The sequence below is a fragment of the Flavobacterium ranwuense genome (assembly GCF_004349315.1).
Taxonomy (GTDB): domain Bacteria; phylum Bacteroidota; class Bacteroidia; order Flavobacteriales; family Flavobacteriaceae; genus Flavobacterium; species Flavobacterium ranwuense.
Genome location: NZ_SMLH01000002.1, coordinates 246,982 through 268,525, shown reverse-complemented (window position 1 = coordinate 268,525; position 21,544 = coordinate 246,982). Strand labels below are relative to the sequence as shown.

Below are 21,544 nucleotides of genomic sequence, written 5' to 3'. Positions count from 1 at the left end.
AATGGCAAAAATAAAAAAAACAGCACCTTTAGATAAAAAAAACGGCGCTAGAGCTGAGGAGAATAATCCATTAAAAATCACCAAACAACACAAAATTGTTTTTGGATCTCTTTTGGTATTGTTTTCAATAGCCTTATTATTTGCGTTTATTTCCTTTTTTATTTACGGACAACAAGATCAAAGCGCTGTTAGAGAATTAACTGACAGGGCTGAAATAGTTCAGAATTGGTTGGGGAAATTTGGCGCATTTTTAGCTGATTTACTGGTTTATAAAGGTTTTGGAATTGCTGCATTTATATTCGTGCGTTTATTTTTCCTAACCGGAATATACATGATTCTTGGTATTTCTTTAGTAAAACTAAAAAGCATTTGGTTTTGGGATTTATTCGTGATTATTATCTTATCCGTTTTGTTTGGATTTTTTGCCACTTCAGCCCCAGAATTAGGAGGAACTATTGGATATGAATTGAATTTATTCCTGCAGGATTACATTGGAAAAACAGGAACATTATTGATTTTGTTATTCGGACTTATCATCTATATAATTTTCAAAATCAAACTTTCGCCGGAAAGTATTCAGTCCTTTTTTGATACTACCAAAAAAGAAATGAAAGCGGTTACAATCACCAATCCGCTAAATAATGGAACAAGTGGTTATAATCTGGAAGAATTTGCCGTTGTTGAGGAAAATCTAGATGATATTCATTTAAAAACGAATGGTTCACAATTTGAAATTAACAAAGAAGCGTTGAAACCAACCATAAGTAATTCATCTGATATCAATAGAAATCCGGTTGTAAAACCGCTTGCCATGGAAGTTACACCTGTTGCAACTCCCGAAGTTATTTCGAATGCTGACGATTCTTTTGTAATAGAAACAGCTCCGGAAGAAGATATTATTGAAGAAAATTTAGCGTCTCGATTGGTCGCTGATTTTGGATTATTTGACCCAACTTTGGATTTATCCAATTATAAATTCCCTACGATTGATTTATTAAAAGAATATTCGACTGGAGGAATTACCATCAATCAGGAAGAATTAGAAGAGAATAAAAACAGAATTGTAGATACGCTTCGCAATTATAAAATTGAAATTGCACAAATAAAAGCTACCGTTGGACCATCGGTTACTTTATATGAAATTGTACCGGAAGCGGGAATTCGTATTTCAAAAATCAAAAGTTTAGAAGACGATATCGCATTGTCACTTTCGGCTTTAGGAATTCGTATCATTGCCCCTATTCCTGGAAAAGGGACGATCGGAATCGAGGTTCCTAATAAGAATCCAACGATGGTTTCTATGAAAAGTGTTATTGGCTCAGCCAAATTTCAGGAAGCCGAAATGGAATTACCAATCGCTCTTGGAAAAACAATTTCTAATGAAACTTTTGTGGTTGATTTAGCCAAAATGCCTCACTTATTGATGGCGGGTGCTACCGGACAAGGAAAGTCTGTTGGATTGAATGCCGTTCTGACTTCTCTTTTGTACAAAAAACATCCAGCCGAAGTTAAGTTTGTATTGGTCGATCCTAAAAAAGTAGAGCTTACACTGTTCAATAAAATTGAAAGACATTATTTAGCCAAGCTTCCAGATATGGATGACGCTATTATTACGGATAATGCTAAAGTGGTCAATACGTTAAATTCCCTTTGTGTGGAAATGGACAACCGTTATTCTTTATTAAAAGATGCGATGGTTCGAAATATAAAAGAATACAACGATAAATTTAAGGCTCGAAAATTGAATCCAGAAAACGGACACCGATTTTTACCTTATATTGTTCTTGTTGTTGATGAGTTTGCCGATTTGATTATGACCGCTGGAAAAGAAGTTGAAGTTCCTATAGCCCGTTTAGCCCAACTGGCGCGAGCCATTGGAATTCACTTAATTATAGCTACTCAAAGACCATCCGTGAATGTAATTACAGGTTTGATAAAAGCCAATTTCCCTGCGAGAATAGCTTTTAGAGTTACCTCAAAAATTGATTCAAGAACTATTCTGGATACTCAGGGTGCGGATCAATTAATAGGACGTGGTGATATGCTTTATACAAACGGAAATGATGTGGTACGGGTACAATGTGCCTTTATAGATACTCCCGAAGTGGAGAAAATTACTGATTTTATAGGTTCTCAAAAAGCGTATGCAACGGCTTATTTACTTCCTGAATTTATTGGGGAGGAAAGTGGCATTAATCTTGATATGGATATCTCCGATAGAGATACTTTGTTTAGAGAAGCCGCCGAAATCATTGTAAATGCACAACAAGGTTCGGCTTCATTGTTACAAAGAAAACTAAAATTAGGCTACAACAGAGCAGGTCGATTGATTGATCAACTTGAAGCTGCAGGAATTGTAGGCCCGTTTGAAGGAAGTAAAGCACGCAGTGTAAACATTCTGGATATGAGTTCTCTTGATCAATTTTTCAACAATGAACAAAACAATTAATACCATGAAATCAAAAATTCAAGAATCTAAAAAAAACAATACCGAAACTATGGGGAAAAAATTTCTTTTAATTGCAGCATTATTATTTTTTAGTTTCTCAATACAAGCACAAGACAAAAAAGCAAAAGAACTTTTAGATCAAGTTACCGCTAAAGTTCAAAGCTATAATACAATCATAATCGATTTCAAGTATTCTTTGACTAATGCTAAAGAAAACATCAATCAAGACAGTAAAGGCAATGTAACCATGAAAGGAAATCAATATGTTTTGAATTTCATGGGAGTGACTAAAATTTTTGATGGTAAAAAAACATACACTATTGTTCCGGAAGATGAGGAAATTACTATTTCTAAAGTCAACGAGAAAGACGATAATGCCATTACACCTTCAAAAATGCTAACTTTTTTCAATACGGGTTATAAATACAATATGGATATTTTACAAAACGTAAAAGGTCGAAAAATTCAGTATATAAAATTGGTTCCCACCAGTTCAAAAGATCAAAGAAAAGAAGTATTACTGGGAATTGATATCCAAACAAAACACATCTATAACTTAATCGAAATAGGTAAAAAAGGTACAAAAACTACTTTAACGGTTAATTCTTTCAAAACCAACCAACCTTTGTCAAAAAATCAATTTACATTTGCGGAAAGTAAATATCCAAATTACTACATCAACAAATTAGATTAATCTATTAGGTGAAAATTCTTGACAAATACTTATTAAAAACATTCTTGACTACATTTACTACGGTATTTGTAATCCTATTTTTTATTTTTATACTTCAAACAGTCTGGTTATTCATATCTGAATTGGCCGGTAAAGACTTAGACTTACTAATGATTATTAAATTCCTGGCATTTTCTATGCCAAGAATAGTTCCATTGGTATTGCCTCTTTCTATACTATTGGCCTCCATAATGACCTTTGGTAACTTGGCTGAAAATTATGAATTTGCAGCTATGAAATCTTCCGGGATTTCGTTGCAAAGAGCAATGAGAAGTTTGACTGTATTTATCGTTTTATTAAGTATTGTTGCCTTTTTCTTTTCGAATAATGTAATCCCGTATGCTGAATACAAATTCATCAATTTCAGAAAAAACATTGCACAGGTAAAACCGGCATTGGCAATAGCCGAAGGTCAGTTTAACGATGTGGGGTTTTACAACATTAAGGTGAATAAAAAATCCGGTGAACAAGGTAATATTCTTACCGGTGTGACAATTCATAAAAAATCGAACATTGGTGACGGAAGTAAAACGGTAATTAAAGCAAAAGACGGTGAGTTAATCAGCAGTGAACAATCCAGTATTTTACAATTAGTTCTAAACGATGGCTATTACTACGAGGATATTGTTCCAAAAAAATATGAAGATCGCAGTAAAATGCCTTTTGCTAAAAGTTCCTTTAAAAAACACATCATTAATATCGATTTATCTGAATTAAATAAGACCGATGTTACCGATGAAAGTGTTGCTAATACGAACACAATGCTAACCGTTAATGAGTTAAATTACACTTTGGATTCATTAAAAAAGAACATGAAAAATGACATTATTTCATTTTCTGAAAACAGCAATATGAGAGTTGGCATTCCTTTAAATAAAAAACTGGAGAAAGCAACAAAAAGAAAACCTCTTCCTAAAGATATTTTGTCATTATATACTGTAGAACAAAAATCGGATATTTTAAAAATAGCAGTTAGTAATCTTACCAGTACCACCTACTCCATCGATACTACTAAAACCGAATTAGACAATAAACAAAAGAATATCAATAAACATTTATTGGCATTTTACGATAAATTTGTAATTGTATTTGCTTGTTTTCTAATGTTTTTCATTGGAGCACCATTGGGAGCAATTATCAGAAAAGGCGGTTTGGGCCTTCCAATTGTTTTTGCTATTTTAATCTTTATAACATTTCACTTTATAAATACTTTTGGAAAAAGAATTGCACAGGAAAACGGAATGACTCCTTTTATGGGAGCTTGGTTATCCTCTTTTATCCTGACTCCATTAGCAATTCTATTAACGTACAGAGCCACAAACGACATAGGATTAATAAATATGGATGTTATTTTAGCTCCATTCCAAAAAGTAATTAAAAAAATATTACCATCACAAAATTAACAACACAAATGGTTACAAATAACATACAACTCAACACAATTGAAGAAGCGATAGAAGATATTCGCCAAGGGAAAATAATCATTGTTGTTGACGATGAGGATCGTGAAAATGAAGGAGATTTTTTGGCTGCAGCCGAGAAAGTAACCCCTGAAATGATTAATTTCATGGCTACACACGGTAGAGGATTGATTTGTGCTCCACTGACAGAAAGTCGATGTAAAGAACTAGGATTGCATGTAATGGTAAGTAACAATACCGATCCAATGGAAACCGCTTTTACCGTTTCGGTAGATTTAAGAGGCAATGGAGTAACTACAGGAATTTCAGCCGCAGACAGAGCAAAAACTATTTTATCGTTGGTTGATTCTAAAACTAAACCACATGATTTAGCCCGTCCAGGACATATATTCCCTCTTATTGCAAAACAAGGTGGTGTATTGAGAAGAACAGGGCATACAGAAGCTGCTATAGATTTTGCGAGATTAGCTGGATTTAAATCAGCAGGTGTGATTGTAGAAATCATGAACGAAGATGGTTCAATGGCTCGTTTACCGCAATTAGTCAAAGTGGCAAAAAAATTCAATTTGAAATTAGTTTCCATTGAAGCTTTAGTGGCCTATAGAATGCAACACGATAGTTTGATTGTTAAAAAAGAAGATTTTGATATTGAGACCCGTTTTGGTACTTTTAGACTACGAGCGTATCAACAAACGACCAATAAACAAATACACATTGCTCTGACTAAAGGAACGTGGAATTTGGGGGAATCAATTTTAACCAGAATCAATTCATCACAGGTCAACAATGATTTATTAGGCACGTTGACCAATAACGCAGATCAACAACTGGATGACATGTTCCGAGTTATTAATGAAGAAGGAAAAGGTGCTGTTATTTTCATCAATCAGGATATGCAATCCGTAAACTTATTGAGTCGTATAGCTGAACTCAAATTATTACAAAGTGAAGGAGTGATGAAAGCACCAAAAATCATCATTGACAGTAAAGATTTTGGTATTGGAGCGCAAATATTACATGATATTGACATCTCAAAAATTAGATTAGTATCCAATACTGAGGGAACAAAACGTGTAGGGATGATTGGATATGGGTTAGAAATAACCGAATATGTAAAGTATTAAACCCATTCATTACTATTTTATAAAAATAAGTATCATCTAAAGTAAAGAAAATGAAACCTTTAAAAATTAGCCTAAAAAATAGATGATTTTTTTCTAAAAATAGATTTGCATAACCAAAAAAGGTTCTTATATTTGCACTCGCAATCAGATAATGAAAGCGACATACTGGAGAAATGGCAGAGCGGTCGAATGCGGCAGTCTTGAAAACTGTTGACTGTAACAGGTCCGGGGGTTCGAATCCCTCTTTCTCCGCTGGTAGAAATACAAAACGAAGCAAACCCCTCTAAATCTTATGATTTAGGGGGGTTTTTTCATTTGCGGTAAATCAAATTATTCATTAAATCTCAAAACTTAGGTGTCTTTTGAGGTGTCACTGAAAATCTATTTTTTTAAGTGACACCTATCTCAAAAGTTACCAGTTCAACATTTGTCCAAATACCTTTTCACTATTTGAACATCTTGTTTGGAAGTATTACAAAGTTTAAATTTAATAATAACTAAAAGGTCACCAACCATGAACACAGCCGTATCCGTTCTCTTTTATATAAAGCGATCAAAAGTCAATAATGATGGTATCTGCCCTATTTACGTTCGTGTCACAGTACAATCTAAACGATTTGAATTTAGCAGCAACAAATTTGTTAATCCTGAGAAATGGTCAAATGAAGGATCTAAAGTTAAGGGAAACAATGAAGAGACTCGTTCAATAAACAGTCACCTTGAATATTTAAAATCTAAAGTTTTAGAAGCTGAAAAAAAATTATACAAAAAGGATATCATTATATCTTCTGAAAATCTAAAGAATGAAATTTTTGATCTCCAAGACAACCAAAGAATGCTTATCCCCATTTTCAATGATCACAACAACAAAATCAAAGAATTGGTTGGTAAAGAATATGCACCAGGAACATTAGAGCGCTATACCACCTCTCTAAAGCATACTATCGACTTCCTGCAATGGAAATACAAGACTTCAGATATAGACATTAACAAAATAGATCATGCGTTTATCACCGAATATGAATTCTACTTGAGAAGCGTTCGTAATTGCGCCAATAACACTGCCGTAAAATACATCAAGAACTTCAACAAAATAATCAAGATTTGCATAGCTAACCATTGGATAGAAAGAAATCCGTTTGCCAACTACAAGTCAAAAGTCAAAGAAGTAGAAAGAGTCTATTTATCCGAGGACGAAATCCAAAATATACTCAACAAAGATTTCAAAACAGAACGATTATCGCTAGTGCGCGATATCTTCCTTTTCAGCTGTTTCACAGGCTTAGCCTACATTGATGTCAAAAACCTAACAAAGTCGCATATAAGCTTTGGAATCGACGGAGAGAAATGGATATTCACCCACCGCCAGAAAACAGAATCCGCTTCAAAAATTCCAATCCTTCCAATTACACAAATGATTATTGATAAATATGAGGACCATCCGGAATGCAACAACCAAAACAAACTACTTCCTATTTTGAGCAATCAAAAAATGAATGCCTATTTAAAAGAAATAGCAGGCGTTTGTGAAATCGAAAAAGAACTAACTTTCCACATTGCCCGACACACTTTTGCAACGACAGTAACACTCACAAATGGCGTTCCAATAGAAAGTGTGAGCAAAATGTTAGGACATAAAAACATAAGAACCACACAACACTATGCTAAGATATTGGATAAAAAAGTGAGTGAGGATATGATGATTTTAAGAAACAAATTCAATCTCGCAAAAAATCCCACAAATGAAATAGTGAAAGTAAACTCCAATTAAACATCTGTAACTATTTGTGCAATATATTGATAGAGAACTGACGGATGAAGTTATTGAAGTTGATAAAGGAAGTGTGAAAAGCAAATTAAAATTAAGAAAAATATAATACTATGACAGAGAAAATAAAAGAACCTTTGAGTTTATCAGCAATCTATTTGAGTTTAGAGCAGACACGATAGCTGTACTTTATAAAATAAGATGGCAAATCGAATTATTATTCAAATTTATTGCGTGCTGATAGTAAATCTTTTGATAGAAGTTTTAAAGAAAAGTTTGAAGAGACAATGGTCTTTCTCTAATTTAGTTAGTTTTTGCAGAATTCATTTGTTCAACTATATTCATCTGACTAAATTTTTAGAAAGTCCCGAAAACGACTGGGAATTAGACATAGAAAACGATGGACAATTAGGACTATTTGATCATTATTTGGCGAATGGATAATTTGATAAATGAAACTAAAAAAAATATTTTTCAATTTATTGAATTCTCAACATAGTGAAGAAAAACAAGCCAAGCCAAAACCTCGTTAAGTGCCTAAATATATAGAAAAAATGAACTTCCAAATTTTTTTATCGGACAACAATGATATTTTATTTAAAATATGATTTATATTTATTTAAAAATGAATAATCTCAACAAAAAATTAAATCAATTAAAGTGAGTAAAATGTTTTTCATTCTTGAAAACTAAACACAATAAAGTAGGCAATACAATCAAAAGTAAAGGCATTGCAATAATAAATCCTCCAATCACAGCAATCGCAAGTGGCTGATGCAATTCTGAACCCGTTCCAATTCCTATTGCTAGTGGAAATAGGGCTATGATTGCTCCAAGCGCGGTCATTAATTTAGGGCGCAAACGAGTGGAAATTGAATAAATTATAGATTCATTTACATTCCGGGTCAATTTAAAAGTTTCTCTGAATTGTAAAAAAGTAAAAATAGCATTCTCACTTATTATTCCTACGATCATAATAATTCCTGTGTAACTCCCCACGTTTAATGGCGTTCCTGTCATAAAAAGCAAAATATAACTTCCTGCAATTCCCAAAACAGAAATTATTAAAATTACCAATGCTACTCTAAAATCTCTAAATAGAAATAAAATAACACCAAAAACTAATAAAGATGAAGCGATTAATATCATTAATAACTCCTTGAAAGATTGCTGTTGCTCTTTATAAGCACCTGCGTATTCAATATAATAGCCACTTGGTAAATGAATATTGCTTTTAACTTGTGTTTGAATATCCTTCATCACACTCCCTAAATCTCTATTATCCAATCTTCCAGTTACAACACTTATCATTTGGAGATTTTCACGTTCTATTTCAGCTACTCCTTTTTGAGCTGAAATAGCAACTAAACTCGAAATAGGAATTGATTGACCATTCGGTAAAAATAACTGCAATTTTTTGATGTCTTCTAAACTTCTTTTTTCTGAATTTTTATAGATTAATCGAATGGGAATTATGCGTTCATTGTCTAATAAATTTCCAATAACATTCCCTTCAAGCGCAGTTTGTAACTGAAATTGCAAGTCGGCTGGAGTGATTCCATATTGTGCTAACTGACTATAATTGGGCACAATATTTATGGATGGTCCCGCCAAAATAATACCATCAAATACATCAGCTGTTCCTTTTACTTTTTCGACTATTACATTTACTTTTTTGGCTATTTTTTGTAATTCTGCTTGATTACTGCCAAATATCTTCACTTCAATTGGTGAAACAGAGCTCATTAAATCGCCCAACATATCCCCAATTACCTGACCAAAATCAATGCGCAAAGCGGGTTGAGTCGCTTCAACTTTTTGTCTAATTTCATCAATAATAGCATTGCTAGTTTTACTTCTGTCCTTTTTTAATTGAATCAAATAATCCCCGCGATTGGGTTCCGTTATAAAAAATCCCATTTGTGTTCCTGTGCGGCGACTGTACGCTTCTACTTCAGGGATTTTTATAATTATTTTTTCCACTTCTTTGAGCATTCTATCAGTCTCTTCAAGTGAAGTTCCTGGCGGGCTTTCATAATCCAAAATGATACTCCCTTCATCCATTTCTGGTAAAAAACCGGTTTCTAAATTAGGCAGTATAATAAAAATAGAAAGTACCAGAACGATACAAAATGAAATACTAATTATCGGTTTTCCAATAAAATAAGCGACCCATGTCTGCTTTTTCACATCATGTATTTCAGTTTCGTTTTTCGATTGAGGACTATTTTCTTTTTTGGAAAGCAATAAATAAACTACAGGAAGTAGCAACCATGTCACAAAAAAGGAACAAACTAAAGTGATTATCATGGTATCCGTTAACACTTTAAAATACGAACCGGCAACACCGCTCATTAAAACAAAAGGAATAAAAATCACTATCGTACTTATGGATGAACCCACCATTGCCGGGAATAAATACTGTATCGCTTTTTGCAAAAGAGATACAGTAGGCTCATCAGGATGTTCCTCGTGCGTTCTATGAATTTGTTCTACAACTACAATTGCATCGTCAATAATTAATCCTAAAGCCGCTGCAATAGCACCTAAAGTCATAATATTGAATGTTTGTCCGGTTAGGTACAAAACAATTAGTGTGAGTCCTAAAGTAACAGGAATAACAATCAAAATAGTGGCACTGGCTTTCACCGATTTCAAAAATAAAACAGCAACAATTATGGCCAACAAAAGTCCTATTAACAAACTATCCGTTACACTTTTTACAGCATCATTTACAAAACTGGCCTGCTCATAAAATGGCGTTATTATTATGTTTTTAGGAAGGATTTTTTTTAATGATTCCAGTTTATCATGCATCGCCTCTGATAGCGTAATCAAATTTGAATTGGGTTGCTTGAGAACTGCTATAAGAATACTTTCTTTACCATTGGCATTAACTTTTATGTATTCTTTAGCTTCCCTAATTTCCACCGAAGCAATATTTTTTAAGGTTACAATTCCTTTTCCGTTATTACGAATAACCAGATTTTCCAGTTCCTCCTTTTTATCAACCTGAGCATCTGTAATTGTAAGATATAAATACCGGTAATCCGACAAATACCCATTGGATTTAATAAAATTAGTTTGACTTAATACTTGTGTGATAGCATCCGGAGTAATTCCTAATGCTGTCATTTTAGTAAAATCAAGTGACAACCAATATTCTTTTTCTTTTCCGCCAATAATCCTAATCTCAGAAACACCATCAATTTGAGAAAGGAACGGTTTTATGGTATAATTGGCTATTTTTTTGAGTTCAATAGCGGAGAGTCCTTTTCCTTCTATAGCATATCCAATTACCGGAAGAATCGAAGGATTCATTTTTTCGACTGAAATTTGTGTATCAGGCGGAAGATTACTTTTTATCTGATTGATTTGCTCTTCTATCCGGGTTTTACTCAAATCGATATCGGACTTCCAATCCATGAATGCCGAAATCTCACAACTTCCTCTACTGGTTGTACTCCTGATTGTTTTTAAATCCTGTACTTTTTTGATGGCATTTTCCAACGGTTTTGTAACCGTAATCATCATTTTATCGATGGGTTGTTGTCCCGCATCAGCAATGATTTTTATTTTCGGGAAAGTAATTTCGGGAAATAAACTGGTTTGCATTTTAGAATATGCGAAAAAACCTCCCAGAATTATTAGAAAAATGATGGCACTCAGTCCGTTTTTATGTTTGACAAAAAAGTTGTTCATTTCAATCCGCTTTTATCACTTTTACCTTAATCGTATCTGCAACACCATAATTTCCTGAAAGTAAAATTTTATCTTCAGGAGTTAAAATCGGCGACAGAATCTCTACTTTATCTTGAGTTTCTACTCCTTTTTTAATTGGGATTTTTATGGCTGTATTGTTATTAATCATTTTCATAATCCAAAAATCCGTTTCCGTTTCATTACTTAAAACAGCTGCTTTTGGCAACGAAACAGTTTTTGAATTTGAACTTTTATTAATTCTGACTTTTACTATTAAATTCTCTGGAATATCATGTTTGCCAATTACTTTTAGAATCACACTTTGCGTTTGCGAAGTGGCATCGACAGTGGGCATGTAATTTTGCACTTTCGCTTTAACCAAAGTACTGTCGGGTAATATTACCGTTAGTTCTTCACTGATTGAAACATATTTTTTGAACTCATAAGGCAAACTCAAAACGATAGCAAAACTATTGGTGTCATTAATCGTCACTAAAGCATCCCCATCCTGAACATAATCACCTTGTTGCACATTTACTGAAGTTACAAAGCCATTTGTATTGGCTCTAACTTTTATGGCTCCGCCAAAGTTTAAACTGGGGTCAATTTTATTAATCGTATTCCCTAACACTTTTGCCTCACGGGTTTTTATCGAAAATAATACCGCCCCGTTAGAAACATAATCACTGGAAGCCACATTAACTGAATTCAGATACCCCGTAGCATTTGCTTTTATAACATTTTTGACTAAATAAGCGGCTGTAGCATTCAAATCAATATAGCTTTCAACTGAATTGGTATCAATGCTCGTTAAAGTCACAGGCACACTCGCGTCAATTGCTTTTTCTGATTCGTTGTTATTTTTACAGGAAATAAAAAAAAGCGCTATCAGGATAAAAAATAGAATTGGTTTCTTCATAGAATTAGTCATTAAAACTCCAATAATTAATTTCATTTATAATTTGGAGTTTGTTGCTATTATTTTGGGAAATGGCATTTTTGATGGCTATTAAATTGCCAACAGCAATACTATATTCTGTAATTTGTGCATCTCCGGTAAGCAATAATTTTTTATTGGCTTCAATTAATGCGTCAGCGATAAGAAGCTGCAATTGCAACTGATTTTCTACAGCTGCTGATTGTTTCAGTTTCAAATTTAACATCAATAATTGTTGTTTGTATTGTTTATTGAAATTGTTTTTATAGGCTAAATTAGTAGCTAATGCCGCATCATTTTTTTGATGCAGCAAAACACGTTGGTTTCCATCATAAATAGGAATTGACAGTCCTAAACCCAAACTAAATCCAAAATTTTTATAAGCCTGGTAGGCAAAACTAGAATTATAACCGGCATCACCTAATAGAGATAAAGACGGTTTATAATTGTAATCAATAAATTTATTTTGATTTTGAAGTTTGAGACTATCTACTTCAAATTGCTTCAAAAAAACTATTTTATCCGAAGGTTGAATACTTTTCAAGATGATTTCAGGCTTTTTTAAATAGACAAAAGTAGTATCGGTTTCTCCAGAAAGGTAATTCAACAAAGCCAAATCATTTTGATATTGTTGTTTTAATTGTAACAATACTAAATCTTGTTGCTTTACAGTTGCAATAAAAATTAAATAATCTGTTTGTTTGTAAATGGCATTTTGGGTTAATTTTTTCAGGATGCTTATTTCCTGTTTTAAAAGAGTTGCAATTTTCTGGTTGAAACCAATTTGTTCTGAACTTGCCGAAGCCGAAATGTATTGCGCAACAATGGTTTTATTTAAATCTTTTAAAGTAATTTTTTGATTCAAAACCAAAGCTTCTTTTATTAATTGAAAAGAAGCTGATTGCGAATTGATTCCATTTTTTCCAATTATTTTTTGGTTGACACCTATTAAACCCGCAACAGATTGCCCGTTACTTAAAGCCAAATCATAACCAAAACCATTAATTATAGGGGAATAATTAGCATTAAGATTTCCGGTAACTTGTGGTTTATAAACTGCTCGATTCAATAAACTATCCAGTGTCGCGGATTTTATTTGGTTGCTGTAATCTTTAAGTAAAGGAGAATTATTTTGTGCTTTAGTAATAAAGTAATTCAAATCTTTTTCTTGCGAAAAAGATTTTAAACATATAAAAATTAATAGTAAAAGCTTCCATTTCATTGGATAAATTTAGATAAAAAGAATGACACTATTTAGAAATTGGCTCAACAACTAGAATAACGAACGAATTAGGTACTATTCCTGCTCGTGGTTTTGGGTTTTCTGCTGTTAGCTCTGGTTTTACATCAAAATCTGCCGTAGGCAAATACAGTTGATTTGTAGTTTTGTTTAGTGCAATAGTTCTGGCCCCTTTTTGAGTCTTTACAGTTTCAATAACTGAAAAAGTATTTGCGTTACGCTCTTTTATTACGGTAATCGTTCCCTCGCCATTGGATGTGAAAATAAGATTCTTTTTGGCATCAAAAGCAACGCCATCGCAACCATCACCAATTGGTAAAGTCTTTATTATTTTTCCATTTGTAGCATTAACAACAATCATCAAATTATTACCGCAAACAGAAAATAATCGATTCGTAACTAAATCTATTGCCAATCCTGATGGTTCATCTCCGGGAGCAATACTCCAGGTATTTGTAACTTTTAATGTCGAAGCGTTTATCGTTTTTATTTCGTTTTTATCTTCAATATTCACATAAATTAACCCTTTTGTATTGCTTACTGAAAACTCTGGTTTTCCACCCAATGGAATTGTTTTCACTATTTTATTTGTATTGGCATCAATAACTGTAGCATCATTACTTTCTGCATTGTAAACAAACACTTTTCGAGAAAATTGATCGTATAAAATGGCATCTGGTTTAATTCCTGTAATTTTTACTTTTTCAAGTAATTCAAATGTTTTCAAATGGACTACTGTAATAGAATTGTCTTTTCCGTTACTGATAAATGCTTTGTTTAAATCATTTGCAACTGCAATGCCGTGAACTCCTTTTGTATCTCGAATAGTTGCTATAGTTTTATCTGATTTTAAATCAATCACATTGACCATATTTCCGTGTGAAACAAATAAATGTTGGGCCACATCATCAACAGCGAGATAATCCCATCCATCATTGCCAGAAGTGCTGATCTTTTTGGATAATTTATAGGTTTGGCTGTAACTATTAGAAATAGAAGCAATAATGATAAATAATAGTAGTATTTTTTTCATTTGAAAGAACTTTTAAAGTTAATTTTATGAAACAAATTTCAGCTGTAATTCTATTTTAATTCTATGGAAACCACAACTCTTTACATAATTAAAAAGAGTTGGATGTAACACCCAACTCTTTATGGTATAAGTTTATTAAAAAAAGCAAAAATTACTCTTTTATCGGCATCCCATTTTCTTTAAAAGCGAGGCTTTTACTCTTCATCCCTTTTTTTAAATCCACTTCATAGATAGTGCCATGTTTCGAACTTTCTGTTTTGTCCGCTTCTGCAATTTTCCAATCGCTATATTTCGATTTTACAGCGGCTAAAACCGCTTTTGGTAAATTGATTGCTTTAATTTCTCCTTCCGTTTCCAGCCAGGTTCCATCTTCTGAAAAATTAGCAGAAATCCTACTTCCTTCTAATGTGAATTCTGCTTCCCATTCTTTTGGCCCTTCAACTCCCCAACTAACCTTTGTTGCAGTAGGAAATTTTTTAACGAAGGCTTTTTTTACTACATCAGGTGGAGTTCCCGCAAATGCACAACTGCATATAAAAACAATCGACATAATTAATAATTTTTTCATTTTTTTTTGATTTAAAAGTTAATTTCTAATAATTTTACACTACAAATATTAAACGCAATTCTATTTTAATTCTATGCTAATATTTTGTAAATCATAATGTTAATTTAAAATATCAATTAACTAAAACTACATCTGGTCAATTATTTGCAAAAAAACTTCCTGCCAATAATTAGGGTGATTGGACGTTTCTGTGTCTCCAAAACGGACTATAATAATATTCTTTTCTGGGTACACATACAGATATTGACCAAACAAACCAACAGCAAAATAACTTCCATATTTCAAAGGTCCTATTCCCCAATTATTATTGTAAAAGTGTTTGTTATTTCCGGACGGATCAGAATGTGTCGAATATTCAATCCATTTTTTGGATACAATTTGATTTCCAATCCAGTTTCCTCCATTCAGATAAAGTCTGCCTAATTTAGCAAAGTCAATCGCTCGTGCTTGTAAACAACAAAAAGATTTTTCAATTGCTTTATCATCTTTTCGATCTAAACTCCATGACGCCGGTGCTTCCATTCCCAATGGTTTCCAAATTTTATCTTCTAAGTATTTTGAAATCGTACCTCCAGTCACCTTCTCTATGATATATCCTAAAAGTAATGTGTTCTCGCTGCTATATCTAAATTTAGTATTGGGTGGACATTCAAGCGTTAAATTGAGCATTCTCGCTCTTAAATTATCACCCCAGTAAAACGCTGCATTATCAGATGCAGGATCTAATTCGCTATCTGTAAAGCGAATCCCTGATGTATGTTGCAATAAATTCTTTATGGTGATTTGTTCCCAACCTGTTTTATTTTTAAATTCAGATAAATAATCAACAATGAAATCATTCTCACTTTTTATTTTTCCTTCATCAATTGCTATTCCTATTAATGTTGAAACAAATGGTTTGGCCATCGAGAAGGAAGAAACTAACGAATTTGATGTATACCCTTTGTTATATTTTTCGTAAACAATTGAATCATTGCGAATAATTAAAAATGTTACCGTTTTATGTAATGTCGTAAAACTATCCAAGCTGACATTTGTAGAATTAAAATCCCTATTGATTACTCCTATTTTTGTTCCTAAATGAGAATCTTTACTGGATTTAAAGAAATTATAAACGGGACCTTCATTATTAACTACCCTTTGCGGAAAATGTTTATAATCACTTTGACTAGGAATCCCACCATATCGCAAGGATCGCAATACGTCACAAGAACTTAACGTGCTAAATAAAACAACAAGAAAAAAATATTTAAAAAGCTTTTTTGATTTCATTACGCTAACTCTTTTTTATTTTAATTCATTAATATTGTCTTTTGTCAAAATAAAACAATGTTTCCCATTAGTAAATTTATAATAAAACACCAATCCGCTTACCTCCACAATTTCTTTTACGATAGATAATCCAAGGCCTAGTGATTCTTGGGAAGTAGAGTTCTTATGAAAGCGTTCAAATAACTGATTATCAATTGGGTTATTAACCCCCAAATTTGAGATTGTAATTTTATTTTTCTCTATAAAAATTTCAATATTTCCACTATTAATATTATGCCTAATTGCATTTTGTAATAAATTATTAACCAATACTAAACACAAATCAGCATTCATCAAAACACAAAAATCGTTTTCAATATTTTTTATTATCTCAATTTTATTGGCTTGAATATGCTCTTCAAAAAAGACTAAGGAATTATTAACTGTATTTTCAAAAGATACTTTTTCTGTGGTATTAAATTGTCTGTTTTCAATTTTGGTAAGTAATAGAAATGTTTTGTTCAATCGAATTATTTTAGAGCAAGCATAATCAATTGCTACTATTAATTTCATTTCATTCTCTTTCAAATTTTCAGATTGAATAAGTAAATCAATCTTAGATTTTATAACAGCTAATGGCGTTTGAATTTCATGTGAAGCATTTTCAGTGAATTTCTTTTGGCTATTAAAATCAACTATCATTTTTTGCATCATAACGTTTAAAGAAAGATTCAATTCATCAAATTCAGTTACCGATGTACTTGCTAAACGTGGAATTACATTATCACTAGCACGAAATTTCTTTAAATTGGATACTGTTTGATAAAAAGGTTTCCACACTGTTTTTGAAATCCAAAAATTTATAATTAAATAAGTCACAAAAAGCAAAATCAATAAAATAACTAACGAAGTAAAAATACCTCTAAACAATTCGTTATACTCCAATGTGCTTCTCCATATTTTAATGGAATAATTAGTATTTCCAACTTCAAAAACAGAAGAAAGCAATCTATTTTCTGCCAGTTCATTTTCTTTTTTATCATAAATTAAAGTGTCCGAAAAAATAGGTATAGAAATTTCTTTAGCATTTGTTTTCGCTATTTTTTTAATTGTAGCTTCGCTGCTTTTAGTGATTATTCTCAAAGAAATCGTGTCATTTTCCTTTAAATAATTCTCAATTAGTTCCTTGCGATTTACCAAGAGTTCGTTATTACTTTGCCTAACCTCTCTAGTAATGATATGAAAACAAATGTATCCTGATAGGATTAATATCGGGATACTAAAAATCAAATAATACAAACTTGTTTTAGCTAATAGTTTCATTCTTGAGTTTTAAAATTGTACCCTATGCCGTAAATTGTTGTCAAATAATCTTCACATTTTTTTTCTAATAATTTTTTACGCAAATTTTTCACGTGATTATATATAAAATCGAAGTTATCTAATCTATCCGAATTATCACCCCAAAGATGTTCTGCCAGCGCACTTTTACTCACTACTCTATTTTTATTAGATATGAAATAAAGCAATAAATCATATTCTTTTGACGTCAAAATTACATCTTGATTATGAACTAAAACGCGCCTTTCGTTAGGCAAAATTTTTATTTCGTTGATACTAATTTCTACATTTCCATCAAAACTTTTTCTTCTAATTAAAGCTTTAATTCGTGAATTAAGTTCCGACAAATGAAAGGGCTTTGGCAGATAATCATCTGCTCCAAGATCTAAACCATTTACTTTATCATCAAGAGAATTTTTTGCAGAAATTATTATAATACCCGCTTTAGATTTTTTTAGTTTAATTTCTTTGAGTAAATCTAAACCAGAGCCGTTTGGCAAAGTAATATCTATCAAAATACAATCATAATCGTAAATCGCAATTTTCTGTTGCGCATGATGGAAATCAGGGGAAACCTCAACAATATTCCCTTCCATTTCAAGATATTGTTCAATGCTTTTTTGTAATTCTGTCTCGTCTTCTATTAGTAGTATTTTCATAGGTTATGTAAAAATAAAGCTAAAATCTATTCAAATTCTGTTTTTTAATTTTAAGTAAGAAATCTTAGATAAGATTTGTTTTCTTCATCTTGTCTGTTAATTCATAAAGTTCTGAATCAGGAAATTGATTTCTAATAATTGCGATTTTTTCTTCTTGTCCACAATTCCCTTGGCAAGTATCTAATGCCTCGGTAATCTTCATTGCCAATGCTTTTCTGAACACTTCGTCCAATAGCAGGTGTTGAGCTTTTTCAAACCCTTTGTTGACTGCTTTAAATTGATTTAATATTTGAGCAGGGTCATCACTCTTATCTGGCATTTTTATTACTCCTTCAACTTGACCTTTTATAATGCTTAAATGGTCTTTAAAGTCTTTTGTTAAATCTTTTTGGTAACATAATGATTCAATTAAATACAATACAACTCCCAAAATTAGAAGTTGTATTGTATAGTTAATAAATTAAATGGCTTTACCAAAACGGCTGCTGCTAATTATTCTTTACTCACGCCTTTATTTTAGCAACAAGCAAGCAACTTTTCATCTACATCTACAGCACGCAGGGAAGTAAAGTTGTACTCTTTCATCTTGTCAACACAAACTTTTGAATTGCATTGTTCAACAAGATTGTAAACAGTTACTTCACAAGAATCACAAGCCATTTATTGTACTGCTTTCATTACAGGCTCACATACTAGACTTCCAGCTGTAAATACTTCAATTTGTCGTTTCATTGTATTTCGATCTTTATAATTAAAATTAATTATTTTACAAAGATGCATCGGGGCGGGGCGGGGGTCTCCAAACTTTTTTCAATTTATTTTTTCAAGCACTTTTGGTTTTGAAATAGTGCTTAATGCATAACCCAATTGCACAAACGGAACTCGTTTTCCGGAATTGTTCGATATTTTCCCAAAATATCCTTTACATAAACCTGCCAAAGCTTCTACAAAGCCTTTCAAAAAACCAATAGAAAATCCCATTGTTTTAAAGTAAATTGGCATAATTGGGGAAAGCATTTCACTTGCTGTATCAGTTAATATATTGAGTAAAGAAAGTACCTAAAAGGTTTTAGAAATATAATTAAACAGCTTCATTTGATTTTTTAATTAAAATTTTATTCAAGAAAAAATGTATTATAATAGCATAAAATATTCCTAAAAACATAGCTACTATTACATCGAGAGGATAATGCACTCCATTGTAAATTCGGCTGTAAGCGACAAGGATTGCCCAAAACAATAAAATTATCTTTAACCAATTATACTTTGCAGGTAACAGTAAAATTAAAAAGGTGGCCAAACCAAAAACATTTGCAGAATGTGAAGAAATAAAACCATACTTTCCTCCAGGTCCAGCCTTACTTAAATAGACCAGATTTTGTAATGCCAGCTCATGAGATGGTCTTAATCTCTTTACTGAACTTTTTATAAGATTAGAGGCAGTCTGATCGCAAAGAGTAATTAATATTCCTATACCAATAAGAATGTAAACACTTTTTTTATGAAATTCTCTAATAATTATAAATACTAAAAATACATAGAATGGCAACCAAAACCATTTGTGGCTCGCCCAATACATAATGGGGTCAAAAAAGGAATTGTGTTTTCCATTTAAAAAGAGAAACAGTTTTGTGTCTATTTGATTTATCTTCTCTAGCATTTTATATTTTGGAGTTTGGGTTTACTAAAACAATTATTACGGATTCTAACAACTCTTTACTTTGCTGAATAAACATTTTGATATTCTTATCATTGTCAATCAGATCTAAACACATCGGATTTTTCGAGGAGCGTAATTCAGAATTATAAATTTTAATTGTTTTGCAATTCAAATACCCTGATTTAGAAGTAAACAGATTAGATTGTTTCATATTGAATTTTTTGAAAAATACGTAACTCAAGATACTACTCCAAAGGCGTTTCCAAAAAGATTGTTCTTCTACCGTATGACTATAATCAAAGTCTATTCTTAATATAGTTCTGTTATTTTCCATATTTTAATTTTTAGCTTCATTAATTGTTTTTCCAGAATGATTTTCAAATTGAGAATGTTTTACTTCACCGATCACTTGACTATTGTAAATACTGTTATGTCCTGACAATAGATAAGAAACCACACAAGCTATTGCTGCATAAATACTGCATTCGACACCAAAAATCTCTATTGCCATTAGCATACAAGCCAAAGGGGTATTTGTTGCTCCTGCAAAAACAGCGACAAATCCCATGCCTGCTAAAAGTCCTGTTGGCAGTGGGATAAATAAGGACAATGCACTCCCTAAAGTTGCACCTATAAAAAACAATGGTGTTACCTCACCTCCTTTAAAACCTGCTGAAAGCGTTATAATAGTGAAAGCCATTTTCAGGGCAAAATCATACATCGGTAATTGCTCATCAAATGCCTGCACGATTGTTGGAATTCCCAAACCTATGTACCTTGTAGTCCCAATTATTAAAACAGCTAATGCAACAATGATTCCGCCCATAAATGGACGAAGTGGAGGGTAAACGATTCTAGTTTTAAATAAAGTGGTAGTTGCATGGATAATTTTACTGAATAAAGCCGCACATAAGCCAAAAGCTATTCCTGCCATTATACTGTAAAGAATGAGAAGTAATGAAATTTGGGGTATAAAACCAATATGATAGTGTATGTGTTTTACCTGCCACAAATTAGTAACTAAATCAGCTAGAATTGCCGAAGCAAATGCGGGAAAGATTGCATTATAACGTATTCGCCCAATTAAAAAAACTTCTAACCCAAATATTGCTCCAGCTAATGGGGTCCCGAAAACAGAACCAAAGCCCGCAGAAATACCGGCAATAAGCAATATTTTACGTTCACTCACATTGAGTTTTAAAGGCTTAGTAAATTGGTCTACAATCGCTGCAGCCATTTGTAATGCCGTCCCCTCTCGACCTGCTGACCCTCCAAAAAAATGAGTTGCAATAGTGCCGAGATAAACAAATGCAGCCATTCTGAAAGGAATAGTTTCTTTTGGGTTGTGTATACTGTCAAGCAATAGATTATTACCTGCTTCAATGTCCTTGCCAAAATAAGTATAAAGCAAACCGATAAGTAATCCACTAATTGGTAAAAGGGCAATAAGCCAAAGATGGCTTTCTCTAAAAGAGGTTGCCCAATCTAAAGAAACAAGAAAACCTGCGGAAACAGAACCCACACAAATACCTATTATGGAGCTAATTAAAAACCATTTGATTAGATAGGGTATTGCAGGATATTTTCTAAAAATTAATTTAAATTGAGTTGTTTTACTATTTGACTTTTTTTGCTTATTGTAAGACACAAATATCCTG

20 protein-coding genes and 1 tRNA gene are annotated in these 21,544 nt (G+C 32.4%); 8 read left to right on the top strand and 13 right to left on the bottom strand.

The window, feature by feature from the left end; genetic code table 11:
• Position 1: 1 nt before the first annotated feature.
• The 8 genes from E0I61_RS05720 to E0I61_RS16425 all read left to right on the top strand — a co-directional run bounded on the left by E0I61_RS05720 (position 2) and on the right by E0I61_RS16425 (position 7,939).
• The gene (locus E0I61_RS05720; RefSeq protein ID WP_132070016.1) at positions 2–2,449 is read left to right on the top strand and encodes a DNA translocase FtsK; all 2,448 of its coding nucleotides are present in this window, start codon (positions 2–4) and stop codon (positions 2,447–2,449) included.
• Between the two features lie 4 nt (positions 2,450–2,453).
• On the top strand, positions 2,454–3,143 hold the full coding sequence (locus E0I61_RS05715) for a LolA family protein (protein ID WP_132070014.1): 690 nt from the start codon (positions 2,454–2,456) through the stop codon (positions 3,141–3,143).
• Between the two features lie 8 nt (positions 3,144–3,151).
• Positions 3,152–4,585, top strand: a complete 1,434-nt coding sequence (locus tag E0I61_RS05710; protein ID WP_131996632.1) for an LptF/LptG family permease — start codon at positions 3,152–3,154, stop codon at positions 4,583–4,585.
• An 8-nt stretch (positions 4,586–4,593) separates the two neighbouring features.
• Positions 4,594–5,727, top strand: a complete 1,134-nt coding sequence (gene ribB / locus E0I61_RS05705) for a 3,4-dihydroxy-2-butanone-4-phosphate synthase (RefSeq protein WP_131996629.1) — start codon at positions 4,594–4,596, stop codon at positions 5,725–5,727.
• A 167-nt stretch (positions 5,728–5,894) separates the two neighbouring features.
• A tRNA-Ser gene (locus tag E0I61_RS05700) sits at positions 5,895–5,979 on the top strand.
• Positions 5,980–6,241: 262 nt separating this feature from the next.
• Complete coding sequence (locus E0I61_RS05695) at positions 6,242–7,498, top strand: site-specific integrase (RefSeq protein ID WP_132070012.1); 1,257 nt, start codon at positions 6,242–6,244, stop codon at positions 7,496–7,498.
• Positions 7,499–7,640: 142 nt separating this feature from the next.
• A complete protein-coding gene (locus tag E0I61_RS16430; protein ID WP_233588605.1) occupies positions 7,641–7,736 on the top strand; it encodes a transposase in 96 nt (31 codons plus the stop codon).
• 35 nt (positions 7,737–7,771) lie between these two features.
• Positions 7,772–7,939, top strand: a complete 168-nt coding sequence (locus tag E0I61_RS16425) for a hypothetical protein (protein ID WP_235832071.1) — start codon at positions 7,772–7,774, stop codon at positions 7,937–7,939.
• A gap of 207 nt (positions 7,940–8,146) precedes the next feature.
• Here the strand turns inward: E0I61_RS16425 and E0I61_RS05685 are convergent, their stop codons facing one another.
• From E0I61_RS05685 to E0I61_RS05620, 13 genes are all read right to left on the bottom strand, one after another.
• Entirely contained in the window at positions 8,147–11,197 is a 3,051-nt protein-coding gene (locus E0I61_RS05685; RefSeq protein ID WP_132070010.1) for an efflux RND transporter permease subunit, read from the bottom strand.
• Position 11,198: 1 nt separating this feature from the next.
• Positions 11,199–12,152, bottom strand: a complete 954-nt coding sequence (locus E0I61_RS05680) for an efflux RND transporter periplasmic adaptor subunit (protein WP_132070008.1) — start codon at positions 12,150–12,152, stop codon at positions 11,199–11,201.
• Positions 12,121–13,356, bottom strand: a complete 1,236-nt coding sequence (locus E0I61_RS05675; protein ID WP_126740590.1) for a TolC family protein — start codon at positions 13,354–13,356, stop codon at positions 12,121–12,123. The genes E0I61_RS05680 and E0I61_RS05675 overlap by 32 nt, the downstream gene beginning before the upstream one ends.
• A gap of 28 nt (positions 13,357–13,384) precedes the next feature.
• A complete protein-coding gene (locus E0I61_RS05670) occupies positions 13,385–14,407 on the bottom strand; it encodes a YncE family protein (RefSeq protein WP_126740589.1) in 1,023 nt (340 codons plus the stop codon).
• 151 nt (positions 14,408–14,558) lie between these two features.
• Positions 14,559–14,975: a PepSY-like domain-containing protein gene (locus tag E0I61_RS05665; RefSeq protein ID WP_126562561.1), complete on the bottom strand. Its 417-nt coding sequence runs from the start codon at positions 14,973–14,975 to the stop codon at positions 14,559–14,561.
• A gap of 126 nt (positions 14,976–15,101) precedes the next feature.
• Entirely contained in the window at positions 15,102–16,247 is a 1,146-nt protein-coding gene (locus E0I61_RS05660) for a serine hydrolase domain-containing protein (protein ID WP_126740588.1), read from the bottom strand.
• A 15-nt stretch (positions 16,248–16,262) separates the two neighbouring features.
• The gene (porY, locus tag E0I61_RS05655) at positions 16,263–17,549 is read right to left on the bottom strand and encodes a sensor histidine kinase (protein ID WP_132070006.1); all 1,287 of its coding nucleotides are present in this window, start codon (positions 17,547–17,549) and stop codon (positions 16,263–16,265) included.
• Entirely contained in the window at positions 17,546–18,226 is a 681-nt protein-coding gene (locus E0I61_RS05650) for a response regulator transcription factor (RefSeq protein ID WP_132070004.1), read from the bottom strand. Before E0I61_RS05650 ends, porY begins: the two co-directional genes overlap by 4 nt.
• A 64-nt stretch (positions 18,227–18,290) precedes the next feature.
• Positions 18,291–18,656, bottom strand: coding sequence for a metal-sensing transcriptional repressor (locus tag E0I61_RS05645; RefSeq protein ID WP_235832070.1), 366 nt, complete (start codon positions 18,654–18,656; stop codon positions 18,291–18,293).
• 380 nt (positions 18,657–19,036) lie between these two features.
• Positions 19,037–19,207 (bottom strand): MFS transporter, encoded by a 171-nt coding sequence (locus E0I61_RS05635; protein WP_165930181.1) that lies wholly within the window; start codon positions 19,205–19,207, stop codon positions 19,037–19,039.
• A gap of 100 nt (positions 19,208–19,307) precedes the next feature.
• Positions 19,308–19,886: a phosphatase PAP2 family protein gene (locus tag E0I61_RS05630; protein ID WP_132070000.1), complete on the bottom strand. Its 579-nt coding sequence runs from the start codon at positions 19,884–19,886 to the stop codon at positions 19,308–19,310.
• 1 nt (position 19,887) lies between these two features.
• Positions 19,888–20,220 (bottom strand): hypothetical protein, encoded by a 333-nt coding sequence (locus tag E0I61_RS05625; RefSeq protein ID WP_132069998.1) that lies wholly within the window; start codon positions 20,218–20,220, stop codon positions 19,888–19,890.
• Between the two features lie 3 nt (positions 20,221–20,223).
• Positions 20,224–21,534 (bottom strand): voltage-gated chloride channel family protein, encoded by a 1,311-nt coding sequence (locus E0I61_RS05620; RefSeq protein WP_205728741.1) that lies wholly within the window; start codon positions 21,532–21,534, stop codon positions 20,224–20,226.
• Positions 21,535–21,544: the final 10 nt, after the last annotated feature.